General features: G+C 41.4%; 11 protein-coding genes and 1 pseudogene. 8 read left to right on the forward strand and 4 right to left on the reverse strand.

What is annotated here, in order from left to right:
- The first annotated feature begins 147 nt into the window (after positions 1–147).
- The 3 genes from ACSU6B_RS10455 (at position 148) to ACSU6B_RS10465 (ending at position 3,870) form a co-directional block, all read left to right on the forward strand.
- Positions 148–285 (forward strand): hypothetical protein, encoded by a 138-nt coding sequence (locus ACSU6B_RS10455; protein WP_168240856.1) that lies wholly within the window; start codon positions 148–150, stop codon positions 283–285.
- 592 nt (positions 286–877) lie between these two features.
- Positions 878–2,509 (forward strand): SWIM zinc finger family protein, encoded by a 1,632-nt coding sequence (locus ACSU6B_RS10460; RefSeq protein ID WP_410884988.1) that lies wholly within the window; start codon positions 878–880, stop codon positions 2,507–2,509.
- 338 nt (positions 2,510–2,847) lie between these two features.
- Positions 2,848–3,870, forward strand: coding sequence for an FUSC family protein (locus tag ACSU6B_RS10465; protein WP_410884990.1), 1,023 nt, complete (start codon positions 2,848–2,850; stop codon positions 3,868–3,870).
- Positions 3,871–3,989: 119 nt separating this feature from the next.
- Here ACSU6B_RS10465 and ACSU6B_RS10470 read toward each other — a convergent pair whose 3' ends face one another.
- A complete protein-coding gene (locus tag ACSU6B_RS10470; RefSeq protein WP_410884992.1) occupies positions 3,990–4,889 on the reverse strand; it encodes a PdaC/SigV domain-containing protein in 900 nt (299 codons plus the stop codon).
- A gap of 759 nt (positions 4,890–5,648) precedes the next feature.
- Here ACSU6B_RS10470 and ACSU6B_RS10475 point away from each other — a divergent pair.
- A complete protein-coding gene (locus ACSU6B_RS10475) occupies positions 5,649–8,591 on the forward strand; it encodes a DEAD/DEAH box helicase (RefSeq protein WP_410884994.1) in 2,943 nt (980 codons plus the stop codon).
- Between the two features lie 181 nt (positions 8,592–8,772).
- On the opposite strand, the gene ACSU6B_RS10480 is transcribed toward ACSU6B_RS10475, so the two are convergent.
- Positions 8,773–9,255: a hypothetical protein gene (locus ACSU6B_RS10480; RefSeq protein ID WP_410884996.1), complete on the reverse strand. Its 483-nt coding sequence runs from the start codon at positions 9,253–9,255 to the stop codon at positions 8,773–8,775.
- A gap of 105 nt (positions 9,256–9,360) precedes the next feature.
- Here ACSU6B_RS10480 and ACSU6B_RS10485 point away from each other — a divergent pair.
- A pseudogene (locus ACSU6B_RS10485) lies at positions 9,361–10,128 on the forward strand (DUF3231 family protein); the annotation flags it as partial.
- A gap of 187 nt (positions 10,129–10,315) precedes the next feature.
- Here ACSU6B_RS10485 and ACSU6B_RS10490 read toward each other — a convergent pair.
- Positions 10,316–10,597 (reverse strand): hypothetical protein, encoded by a 282-nt coding sequence (locus ACSU6B_RS10490; protein ID WP_410884998.1) that lies wholly within the window; start codon positions 10,595–10,597, stop codon positions 10,316–10,318.
- A 280-nt stretch (positions 10,598–10,877) separates the two neighbouring features.
- Here ACSU6B_RS10490 and ACSU6B_RS10495 point away from each other — a divergent pair, with 280 nt between their 5' ends.
- From ACSU6B_RS10495 to ACSU6B_RS10505, 3 genes are all read left to right on the forward strand, one after another.
- Complete coding sequence (locus ACSU6B_RS10495) at positions 10,878–11,024, forward strand: hypothetical protein (protein WP_179195985.1); 147 nt, start codon at positions 10,878–10,880, stop codon at positions 11,022–11,024.
- Between the two features lie 165 nt (positions 11,025–11,189).
- Positions 11,190–11,324, forward strand: coding sequence for a hypothetical protein (locus ACSU6B_RS10500; protein ID WP_282599625.1), 135 nt, complete (start codon positions 11,190–11,192; stop codon positions 11,322–11,324).
- Between the two features lie 342 nt (positions 11,325–11,666).
- On the forward strand, positions 11,667–12,647 hold the full coding sequence (locus tag ACSU6B_RS10505; protein ID WP_410885000.1) for a DUF3231 family protein: 981 nt from the start codon (positions 11,667–11,669) through the stop codon (positions 12,645–12,647).
- A 122-nt stretch (positions 12,648–12,769) separates the two neighbouring features.
- Here the strand turns inward: ACSU6B_RS10505 and ACSU6B_RS10510 are convergent, their stop codons facing one another.
- Positions 12,770–13,087 carry a hypothetical protein gene (locus ACSU6B_RS10510; protein ID WP_410885002.1) on the reverse strand — a complete coding sequence of 106 codons (318 nt, stop codon included), beginning with the start codon at positions 13,085–13,087 and terminating at the stop codon, positions 12,770–12,772.
- Positions 13,088–13,162 lie beyond the last annotated feature (75 nt).

Here is a 13,162-nt window from a genome sequence, read left to right on the forward strand (position 1 = left end):
TTGTATGTTTATATAGATGGGCTGGTCTAACTAATGATTTAGTTAGACTTTTTTGCGATGGGCATACCCCTACTCAAGTTTACTGGTATAAGAGAGTGATAGTTTGGCAATAATGATGATAGTTCCATATTCGAGGGGGTTATGAGGGTGAAAGAGAATAGGTTGTTATTGTCAGAGTTTGCGAGTGAGGAAGGTTTTGAGCTTAACAGCTATCTTACCAGTTTGTTTGAATACTTTTCTAGTTTGACAAAAAATGAAGGTACGAAGATCGAGCCAACCCCTTGATTTGTGAGGAGTGGCTTTTTTTGTGTGTTAATTTTACTGTGTTTGGGATTGAGAATGGGGTTTCAGGCATTTACTGGCAACCAGTGGATTCATTCCATGGTTTACTGTCGACTTTTCATAGTTTACTGTCGACTTTTTTCACTTTTCTGTCCACTTTTGATTTTTACTGTCCACTTCTATCAACTTACTGTCCACTTTCCCCTATTTACTGTCCCTCCCTCCATTCAACCTCAAACTTTCCAAAAAGCCAGGGGCCAGACTGGCTCTGGTAACTTTATTTTTTTTCCATCGGACCAGCCTAATTTCAAGACTTAAAACCATTAAGTTCCCTTTTTTTATTAAAACCCTGCCACCGCCTGCAGCTTGGTGTCAGGCACCGTGACACTCGAAGAAGTATTGGTGTCAGGCACCATGATAATTGCTTTGAGATGAATTGCGGTGCGATGGAGTTTTCGCAAACGTTTCCTATTCGGCGAGGGCGAGTTTGGGTTCATTTTTCAAAAATGTGTTTTGGATTGAGGGTTGCCTTCCTCTTTGGGTGAGTTTTTGGGTATAATAGAGGAATATGGATTTTTTGGAGGGGGTTGTGGCTTTGGAGTCGACGCCTGCAAGTGAACGGATTGAGCTTTTTGGGGATCAGGTGCGGGAATTGCTGCACCCGACGGTGACGGAGGATGCGAAGCTGGTTCAGAAGGGTTTGATGCTGTACCGGCAAGGGCTGGTGAAGCAGTTACAGATATGGAATGAGCAGATTACTGCAGCGGTCCATGATGTGACGCCTTGTTATGTGAAGTTGAATTTTGAGTTTTTGTCGCAGAGTGAGTGCACGTGTCCGACTGAGGGGTTTTGCCGGCATCAGATGGCGGTGTTTTTGAGTGCTTATTCTCGGGTTGGCAGTGTGGCGGATTGGGTCGCTGAATGGCGGGAGCCGATGCGTGAGTCGAAGGCGGTTTCGGACTGGGGGCTGCAGACGGCGAAGGATTTGATTAAGGCGAACGGGGTGTCGAAGCCGGATTATGGGCGTTGGGTTCATTCGTTTGAGGTGAGTTTTGATACGCTGCTCGCGACGAAGAAGTATACGAGTCCGTATGTGATTCCGGAGTTGTTTGGGATTTATGAGCGCCGGATTCATGCGAGTGCGCCGGTTGAGCAGGAGTGGCGCTTGCTGTATGAGTTGGTTGGGATTGTGGTTTCGTTTCGGAAGCTGGCACGGCTGAGTGAGCAGCTCGGGCATGATGAGGATATGGTGAAGCGGGCTTATTTGCATTTGTTCCATAATTTGATGGATGATGCGGAGGAGCTCTCGATGAAGATTGGCGTGCAGTCGCTGCCGTTTGATTTTGACGAGTTTGTCGATAAGTTACGGGAGGATACGTTTGAGCTGTTGACGTGTACGCAGGGGTTGGCATATGAGAGGATTTTCTTATACCGGCTGTTGTGGATTCATTTTTTCAAGAAGAAGGCGTGGCGTGAGGAAGAGTTAGTGAAGATTCAGGCGCGGATGAAGGAGCTGCAGGATTGGGAGAGCCCTGCGCCGCTGCTGCTGGCTGGGATTCATTTGAATTTCTTGCTTGGGGATGATGAGGCGGCGTTGAAGTTGACGGGTCCGTTTGGCGATGAGGAGATCGCACCTTATTTGGTGTATTGGATTGAGTATTTGTCGGGGCTGAAGGCGTGGAAGCGTGTTGGCCCGGTGATTGAGTTGTTTTTGCAAAAGGTGAAGGGTTATTTGGAGTGGCTCGGCGGTTATCATAGCTGTGCGACGTTTGTGCGGAATGCGCTGCGGGCGGTGGCGCCTTATTGTGCGGAGAGTGACCGGGTGGATTTGTATGAGCGGGCGATGCTTTCGATGCTGCCGTATAGTTTTGGGGATTATGAGTTTGTGTTGTTTGAGCGCGGGCAGTATGATCGCTGGGGTGAGCTGCAGGCGTTTGTGGGCTTGGATTATTATGAGTTGCCGAAGGACCGTTTGAAGCTTGTGGAGAAGGAGCGTCCTGAGGTGCTGTTGGCGATGCTGCATCAGACGGCGCAGCGGGAAATTGATCAGAAGAACCGAGCAAGTTACCGGATGGCGGTACGGCATTTGAAGAAGCTGCGGACGCTGTATAAGAAGCTGAAACGGGTCGACGACTGGGAGTATTTCTTGGATACCTTGATGGAGCGGACGAAGCGGCTGCGGGCGTTTCATGAGGAGTGTAAGCGGAGTAAGTTGATTGATGGTTGATACTAACGACGGGTTCCGTTTAGAGTTGCAAACAACCTATTACACATCTTGTATCTCCCCGAAAATCTCAAAGTCATTCATATAAATAAACACATAAGAAAACGCTGTTGAATCTGACTTCAACAGCGTTTTTCATTTAACTAAAGCTCATTCATTAGTTGAAGATTGGCATATTAAAAGAAAAAGACAGGAATGATGAACACTAATGGTGCAAGAGTTAGCAAGGAAATGAGCTAGACAAGACCAGCTACTTTTTATATTAAATATTTGCTGCTTCTGTATAAAAGGCCAGGGAGTACCAAACATAATGAAGAAGGACGGATGGAAGGTGGATCCACATGAAAAGGAAAAAGAATCATTTTGAAAATAAAACAGCCATGGTCTGGAAAATGGCTATTGGATCGGCTTTTTCTTGGGAATTAGCAAAACTAGTGGGCTCTGATCACCCCTATTTAGCACCGCTTTCTGTTGTTTTATGTTTGCAATCTACCATTGATCAGTCGATTCGATATTCTTTTCACCGTATTTTGGGAACTATTATTGGTATCATTTTAACGGCTTTTCTTGTGAGTTACTTAGACATGAATGGTTGGATATTGGGTCTAATAATGTTAGGCGCGACCTTCATTGCAAAGTGGTTAAGACTAGATGAAACGGTTTTACATCAAGTAGCCCTCACCATTGTATTAATCTTTACGTTTGAACGAAAATCAAAGGATTATGCCCTAGATCGGATAGTCGACACGATTATTGGAGCAGTAATCGCTGTATTGATTCACATGTTTTTATTCCCGCCAGATTATACAAAGAAAGCAGCTACTTCTTTTGAAAAATTAACTCGTCAGCTGTCTGAAATACTTTTAGAACTTTCCCATTGGATCGAATTAGAATGGGGAAGTGAAAAAGCAAAAGTGATGGAGGACAAAATAAATCTTTTTTCACAGGAGTTACATAATACAAAGGATGCGTTAAATATGGCATCCAAAAGCTTAAAATTCATTCCTTTTAGCAAAAAACATAAATCTAATCTTTCTATGTATCGAATGGAAATCAAAAAGATGAACAAAGGCTTCCAGTATGTTTCAACTATAGTTGGGACCCTAAAAGAATGGGAAAAGGAGGGGCAGCCATTTTCATATGATCAAATGGAAGTTGGAAATCATTTAAAAACTTTAAGTGAGTTCTTTGAAAATCTGGAAGTTCTACAACAGAACGAATTAAACAAGGAGAAAGAAACCGATCTTCAGGGTTTACTGGATTTGCTTCCTTCAAAAATGCTGTTGAACCCACAACCCAGTTATAAGCTGTATAGGGATTCTTTCTATTTAGAAACAAAGAAATTATTAAAAAGTTTATTATAAAGAATTTACGCTTAAATCTTATGGTGATTTACTTTTTTGACCCCCGAATCGGAACCCGTTAGGTTGATACTGGCACCTTTTGTTTTTTACTAGGGCGGTTGCAAATCTAATGCTGGATGTTACTGTTGAAGCAGGCTAAGTAACATTAACGAATGTATGTTTTGAGCTATGGCCTGATAGGTGATCTCGAATTCTGCATGGTCCCCTTCTGCATGGCTGACGGGAATGCTAATTCCGAGGGAGTCGCTGGTGAAATAGCTAAATGTGTCGGACTGATTTTCGGTACCGATATTGTCGAGTGAATCGGCGTTTGTGAGCATGTTTAGTAGGTCGCTTGGGTGTATGCTGCTAAGGATGCCTTGGTGTTCATGCTTCATGGATTTGGCGTTTTGCTTGAGATTATCTACAAAGTTTTCATCGATATTGATCATGTCTTTTAATTTTAGAATCGTTCCCGTTTCGATGTCGATATTGGTTGTATAGTAATGATTATTGGGATGGGCTGCACCGTTCATGTACCCCACGCCTGTGTACTGGATGCTCAGCAGGCTGGGACTTTTGGATTTGATTTCATAATTGATTTCGAGGGTTAGGGCTTGAAGATCGGGCAGGTAGTAGTTTAGTACTTTGATGGCTTCTTTTTTTATAAGTTGATTAATGGTTTTCTCCTTTTGATGATCGCTTGATTTCGTGAGTTGGGGATAGTTTATTTTGATGTTGTTTTCTGTGTAGTTTGTTTTTGTTATTTCGTAGGGATTACTGGATGGACTTGGATTGTTAGGGCTGCTATTGTTGTCGGGCTGTTCGGCGGGTTTTACGCCGGGGTTGGTGTCAGGTTTTTCATCGGCATCGGGCTTGGGTTCGGGCTTATCGGCGGGTTTTTCAGCGGGTTTATCGTTTGGATTTGCTGGATTCGGATGTGGATCACCACTCGTTTTCGGATTATCCCCTTGACTGCATGAGGGTAACAACAAAAGTAAAAATATTAATAACATTATAATTAGATTCTTCTTTCCCATATACAATCTCCTCGTTTTATGTCCTTAATAGATACAATAAAAAATCATAGCTGAAGCTTCTATTGGTGAGTCCAGATGAAACTTGATTTCGCCATCAATTATATGCCAATTTATTCGTTTTATGATCCGACTAAGGGCTTTCCTTTCTCCGGTCATTGTCTTTCCGATTATGGAGAATCAGCACTTATTAATGGCTGGATCTCTTGCCCGGGACTACTTTTTAGTTACCTTTTTTACCAATAAACCACGTACGAATATACTACTTACGGAAGAACTTCATGCCTCGCCCTCCTCTAACCACACTTTTTTGGGTATAATAGAGGATATGGATTTTTATGGAGTAATTTAGATTTCATTTATGAGATTTTTTGGAGTTAATATTGATGTATTTTAGTGTTATTTTTGGTGTGTATTTATGGTGTCACATTTATGGTGTCAGGCACCGCCCGTGGACGCTTTAGTTATTTTGTCCATACAGGGCGGACATTTGGTTAGGATTAGATAGGTTGACTGGTATTGTGGCTTGTTTATTTTTAGGGGAAATTTGTTTTGTGCTATTTTGGATGGGTTTTGTGCCATTTTAATAAGGTTTTGTGCCATTTCAGGGGGCTTTTGTGCCATTTTTAAGGGGTTTTGTGCAATTAGATATTTTCTGGAAATTTACAACTAGTAAATAGCTTTGATGTTTGTGAAATTATGCATTTTTTGGAGATTTCCATCTAACTTTGTTCTCTCCCCCAATAAAGGAGTTTTGGATCGATGCTTAAAACAAGGTTTATGAAATTGCTGACAACTAAATTAGGGGAAGGTCGCTTTCTTCTTACTGCGGAGGATGAACGGGGTCATGTGATGAGCCCGTCTAGATGGAAGAATCTCGTTTTCAGCAGTCATGAGGAAAGCTTCTTTGGTACGCTCCTTGAGACAGAGACGGTGAACGACGTCGAGGGTGTGGTGGTGAGCGGCTGGCATCTGGTTTCGCTTTTTGCCAAGGAGTCGTTTAATCGCTATATCGAATGGGATTGGAATGAGCAATCTGAGATTTGTCTGGCGGCCGCCCATTCGCTGTATGAAGGCATCGTCGAGAAGGATTGGCTGCCGGACTTTTCGGTCTGGGAGCACGGGGATTTCCGTTGGAAGCTTCCTGAACGCGTGAAGGATGAGTTTGACCCATCGTTTTGGGAACAAAGGATTGAGGAGTCTGAGCCCGCCGTCGACGAACTGATAGCCCATGAGCTTGGGACGACCAAAAACTATATCTCAGACTTGTACAATGATGCCCTCGATGGCTATTTAACGCGGAATTCAGCAATGAAGGAGTTATTTGGGCCAAAGCTTGATTTGCTCCGGAAGCAAAATATTTCCGGCGGCGAACTTGCTCGTTATTTTGATGAAGAAAGCTGGCTGGAATGGGTCGGAATTAAGGAAAGCGACACACCGTTTACGATTGGGCTGCGCTTAGATGAGCCGGTTGATGGCGAAGGTGCGTGGAGTCTGGATCTATTTATACGGGGAAAGAAAAACGTCGATGAGGTTTATGATGTGGATGGGACCACCAAGATCCCAGCGAAGTGGCGTCCATTTTTAGAAAAGGTTGACCGCGAGCGGGAGCGCTGGATGCGATTGATTCCGTGGTTGGGTGAAGACGGCTATTTCAAAACGTATCTGAGCGAGGAAGAAGCATGGATGTTTTTGACGGAGGCGAGTGAGACGCTGGTGGCATTGGATGTCGAAATCCTCCTCCCTTCCTGGTGGCAGGCGATGAAAAATGCCAACCTAAAAGTGAAGGCATCGCTGAAGGGTGGCTCGAGTCACCGGCCGTCATTCGTCGGGCTTCAGGCTATGCTCGATTTTAACTGGCGCTTTTCGATGAATGGTGTCGACTTGTCCGAAGATGAGTTTGGGAAACTTGTCGAGGAAAAAAGACGGCTTGTCTTCATTCGCGGCCGTTGGGTGAAGCTTGACCCGCAGTTTATTCGACAAATACAAGATATGATGAAACGTGCTGAAAAAGAAGGCCTGCATGTCCGCGATTTGCTGGAACAGGAATTGATGGAGTCGGATACTGCTGAAGATGAACTGGACAATCCAAAGGCGTTTGCGAAAATTCAAATTGAGTTGAACCGCCAATGGAAGCAAATGATCAAACAGCTGGCGGAAGTCCACGAAATTCCGCTCGAAGACGTGCCTTCTGGGTTGCAAGGTGAGCTTCGTCCTTACCAGCAGCTCGGCATGAGTTGGCTCTGGTTCTTGCGCCAGTACGGATTTGGCGCCTGCCTCGCCGATGACATGGGTCTCGGTAAAACCGTCCAGCTGATCTCTTACCTTTTGAAGGTGAAAGATGTGGTCGGGGATGAATTGGCTGTGGTGCCTGACACCCAAACTGAGACGAAAAAACGCCGCAAAAAGGATGATGAGGCGGCTACAGTTAAGGTTCCGACGAAGGCTGCGCTGATTATTTGTCCGACTTCTGTGCTTGGAAACTGGCAGAAGGAGCTGGAGCGCTTTGCACCGGAGATGAACGTGTATTTGCATTACGGGTCCAACCGCCTGAAAGAAGAAGCTTTTGCGGAGAAGGCAAAAGACGCCGATATTGTTTTGACTTCGTATGGGCTGAGCCACATCGATTTGGCGGAGTTTGAGTCGCTGATTTGGAGTTCGATTGCGATTGATGAGGCGCAAAACATTAAGAACTCCCAGACAAAACAGTCAAAGGCAGTTCGCAGGCTGCGTGGACGTCATCACATTGCGCTGACAGGAACACCGATGGAAAACCGCTTATCGGAGCTGTGGTCGATCTTTGATTTTACCAATCATGGCTATCTTGGCAGCTTGGGGCAATTCCAGAAAAAGTTCGTGATTCCGATTGAAAAAGATGAGAAGAAAGACAAGGTTCAGCAGCTGCAAGCGTTGATCCGGCCATTCTTGCTGCGTCGCACGAAAAAGGATGAAGAGGTTGCCCTTAACCTCCCTGACAAGCTGGAGCAAAAGGAATATTGCCCGCTCACCGCTGAGCAGGCGTCGTTGTACGAACAGCTCATCCATGACACGTTTGCAGAAATTGAAAAGCTGTCAGGCTTTGAGCGCAAGGGGTTAATTTTACAAATGTTAAGTAGATTGAAGCAGTTGTGCAACCACCCTGCCCTCTATCTGAAGGAAAAGTCGGCTGGGCGCGAGCTGCTGGAACGCTCGAATAAGCTAGAGAAACTTGTCGAATTGATTGACGCAGTTTTGGAACAGGGCGAAAGCTGTCTGATCTTCACCCAATATATCGAAATGGGCGAAATGATTCGGAGTACATTGAAGAAGAAGTTTGGCATTGAGGTGCCGTTCTTGAACGGAAGTGTTCCGAAAGTGAAGCGTGACGAGATGATTGAGCGATTCCAGAATCAGGAGTTTCCGGTGTTCCTGCTGTCGTTGAAAGCAGGCGGAACCGGGCTGAATCTGACGGCGGCCAATCACGTCATCCACTACGACCGCTGGTGGAATCCGGCTGTGGAGAACCAGGCCACCGACCGTGCCTACCGGATCGGTCAATCGCGCTTCGTTCATGTGCACAAGATGATTTGCACGGGTACCCTCGAGGAGAAAATCGATGCGATGCTTGAGAAGAAGCAATTCTTGAATGACCAGATTATCCAAAGTGAGAACTGGATCACCGAGTTATCAACGGATGAACTGAAGGACTTGGTATATCTGGGGTAATGTGGTTTTTCGTGTAATGATAGTGTCTGTGATGGTAATGGTGTCAGGCACCATCGTGTAGACCTAAAAAACATACAATGAAAAAATGCTCAGAGATTTCCACTCTGAGCGTTTTTTCATTGTTGCACTTATAGTCCCCCGTTTGTAGATAGGCTCCTCTTTTTGGAGGAATATTCCTAAATTAGGATTTGCAATTAATAAATTTCTTGTGTAATGGGAGGAAAAAGCTAAATACAACAAAATACAACGGTATTGAAAAGAAAAAGCTCCAGCCGTGTGGCTTGATATAACCCACTTTTCGCATTCCCCATTCCACTAGAGTAGCAATTATGGTAAATATAATGACTAGTATCCATTTATTTGTTTTCTTAAAATAGTTTAAAAAAATAACGGAAAGAGATGAAGGAATTAAGCTGTAACTTATAAACTCTCCTATTCCCGTGATATTTGGGTTACCAAAATCAACAAGGTCGAACATTTTTGCAAATAAGGAATCACCAATCCAAGCAAAATAACCAATTACTCCAAATGTAATATAAAGATCTCTCCAACCGATTTCTTTTTTGGGCATAAAAAGAGCATATAAAAACAATAGCAAGCCTACACTGATCGGCAGCCAATTTCCTTGTGCATGTAAATCTAAATTCTTACTCAATGAACTCAAACTAATCACCTCTTATTTACTCTCTCCAAATTTCTTATGATTATTTCAAGCTTTGCCCTACGGATGGACTAGTCATTTAATTTAAGATTTGTAGATTATTACATCCTTAATAAACGTGCTGAGAGATTGTTTTCTGACTCCTTCTGTTTGAATTATTTGCATATTATGACTTTACACGGTTTGTTGGGACATACAACCGCTTTAAGTGTTTCTGTCAGAAAGGACCTACGGGATTTTTACAATTCATGTGATAATGATGCAAAAAATATGTACGATTTAACCATTGAGATATTGCTTGAAAAAGGAAAATTCCAAAGAGACCCCTATTTCTATCCTAACGAGAGCCCTGAATTTATTTCTACCAAAGATTTTACTGATGGATTCTTCGGAAAAGGGAGACTTTTATCTGCTACAGAAATAATTAGTATTTCACTTAACATTAAAAAGAGCATTATGGCAAAAGCTCTTTCAATTGGATTCAGTCAAGTCACTGAATCGAAAGAAGTAAGAAAGTTTTTTGAGGAATCTGAAAAAACAGCTGATGAAAACATACAAGCCCTTACAAAAATTATGCACAAGGATAATTTGCCCGTTCCAATGTCGTGGGAATCAGAGGTTACAACGTCAAAAGACTCTCCTTTTTCGGATAAATTAATGTTGTATCATATTGGTTTCTTGTCTCAAACTGCACAAGTATATCACGGGACAGGACTAGCAGCAGCCATGCGAACAGACCTGGGTGCAGTTTATGAAAAAGCCATTCTAAAAACATTAGCAATTACCAAAAACTGGTTTGATGTTATGGTGAAAAACAAGTGGTTAGAACAGCCACCACTTGCTCCTAATAGAAAAGAAATCGCAAAAGAGAAATAATAACTTTTATGTCCTTCCTCATACGGATGGGCATTTTTAATTTCTAGAAAAAAATCTTATTGAACTATCCTGCAACTTTAGTCAATAAGAAAAAGCCGCCAAGTAGGGCAGCTGGATCTTCGAATCTTGCACCCGTTAGTTTTCCAAGTATCTTTTCTTCTATAATAAAGCATCTTCGTACTTTGAATTAATGATTATTTTTCATTCCTATAATTAGAGTTTCTATTTGTTCTTGTGAAAGTTGCTCACGATCAATCTCAACATCTTTGCCGCAACCAATCAAAACTAGATCATCATGATTTGATAAAGGTTTTCTTCCTCTGGGTACAGATTCTGTGTATTTTTCCCACACACCATTAATCTTAGCGAGTGATACGTCACCTCTTTTCATCATCAAACCACCTATACTTTTCGGCATCATCAAACCTCTTATAAATTGTTTTTTTGAGAAATAAAAATCTTCTTCCATTTATTCATCTCCTTAATATAGTATATGTAAATTACGTCATAAACCATTTATGAATTTTCATCGTTATTGTTTAACTTACCTGCTCCGTTAGTACAATAAGAAGAGCCACCAAAAAGAGAGCTGGATCTTCAAATAAAAGTAATGCACTTAGTCCACAAACTTCTCTTATTTTTCTGTATAATTTTGCTATTTCGCCTATTTTGTAACCGCTTTTATGTGAAGTGATTCACATGTATAATAGGATTATAAGGAATCCAATAACCCATTCCAGGGAGGAATCATGATGCTTACTGATTTTTTGTTTGAACTCAAAAACTGGTTGCTTGGCGAGCCAATGGATGAAATCCACGAATTCGAACGATTAGAATCAAAACATACCAGGGTTCACCACGATGAATATATTTACGAAATTATCCGGGTCCATTAATCCATTTTATACGTCAAAGAAGCCTTCAACTTATAGGGCTTCTTTTTTTCGAATGAGACGAAAGAAATTCAGCTAGCATAGCCTCAAAAAAAGAAAGCAAACTAAAATCGTGGGGTGCTGAAATAGTTGCAGCCTTAAAGGAATAATTAAATGGGTGGTGAAATAATGGCTAAAAATAAGAATAACCAATTTAGAAAACATAATACGGCTCTACCAAAAGCCGATTTAGAATTTGCGGAAGAACGTGGAAATGGCTTTGAAAAAGTCGCATTAAAAGCCCAAAAAAGTCATAATAAGTAAACAAAAAAGGGACAGTTAACCTTTAACCTGTCCCTTTTGTTGTTCTAGTGGTGCGTTTCTGTTATGTGAAAGTGTTGGAAAATTAGAGAGATTGGAAATTCCTAACGGGTTGCTTTGGTTTTCCTATAATTCTTCCGATAACCCCTTTTTCAACTATCCTGCTTAAAGTTAGTCGAAAAAGCAAAGGGATAGGCGCAGCATTCCCCGATCTTCAACTCTTAAAACTGTTAGTTGAACAATTTCGTGTTCATATTTTCTTAAAAAGTTTATTTTTAAGGAAGAATAATCCTTACCCTACAGGAAATTCTAAGATTTAATTAGGAAAAATAAGGGGAATGTAAAATGGATATACCAAAATTAACTCCAGCAGAAATGACAAATTTATGGAATTCATATTTAATTAACACAATGACACAATGGGTTACACGCTATTTTATAACGAATTGTCAGGATGAAGATTTACGTCCTATCCTTGGGTATGCGGAAGAGATGGCAATAACAGAAGTCCAAAAGTCTAGAACTTTCCTAGAAGAGGCAAATCATCCACTCCCTCAAAAGTTTGATGCTGAAGATGTGGATGTTAATGCTCCTGCTCTCTTCACAGACAAGTTTGTCCTCATTCTTAAAGGTGTGTTGTGTCAAGAGTCACTAGGTGTTTATTCACTTTCATTAAGCACTTCTACACGGACTGATATTCGTCAATTTTATGAAGATTGCCTAAAAAATGCTTCACAACTATTTAATAGGTTGGCTGACCTTAGGATAAAAAAAGGGTTACACCATCCGGAAATACATATTCCTACTCCAGAACTTGTTGAAAAAGTTAGTAAGCAGAACTTTTTGGCTGGTTGGTTCACTGAACGTCGTCCACTAACATCTTATGAAATTACTCAATTAGTAGCCAACATTCGAATTAATGAAGTAACAAAAGAGTTAATGAGAGGTTTTGCTCAAGTCACTCGGTCAAACGAATTTAAAAATCACTTTCACCGTGGAGCAGAGATAAGGCAAAAGCATATTGAAATATTCCAATCAATTCTTCTTGCTAATGAATTACCTCAACTACCTACGTGGGAAAGTGAGGTTACTGACACAACCGTTCCTCCTTTTTCCGATAGACTAATGTTGTTTAAAATGATATTGCTAACAGGAGCAACGGCAGCACATTATGGAGTTTCTCTTTCAAGTGTCCTAAGAAAAGATATTGGAGCTCACTATACACGTTTAATGGCAGAGGAATTACTATATGGTGAAGATTGTGTCAACTTAATGATTGAACATGAATTTTTGGACCAACTTCCAATGGCAAAGGAACGGAAATAAGGTCTTTTATTTGGAGACTAATAATGAAAATTATAAAGAACAATATATTTTAAAGTGTCATCTTTTCTATATATACAAGATGACACTTGATTTGTTTAACAGATAACGACCTACTTCCACTTTTAGAAATAACTTCTGTAATAATATAACATTACTCCAAGGTTAATGATGGTATATGCCAGGGAGGTTAGGAAAACAACATTTGGTGAAAACTCATACTTTTGTTGATCAACTTTCGTTCCAGTGGTTGCTTGAATTGACATATCTAAAAGTCTTGAAGTGTGCCCGCCTTTTGAAGTAAAGAACCAAATGATTACGGTGGAAGCTAATCCAATAAAGAAGGAATAATCAATGAATTTTGTATGGGTATAATACGTTATGCCATAACTCAATCCTGTTAAAACTAAAAACGTAATCACGATGGTAATTAGTCTTTTCATTATTTTTAACTCCCCTTTTAAAATAGTTATCTCTATATACGGATTTACCGCAAAAGGGTTCCAATTATTGGGTTT

Source organism: Neobacillus sp. C211, from assembly GCF_051842875.1.
Classification (GTDB): Bacteria; Bacillota; Bacilli; order Bacillales; family Cytobacillaceae; genus Neobacillus.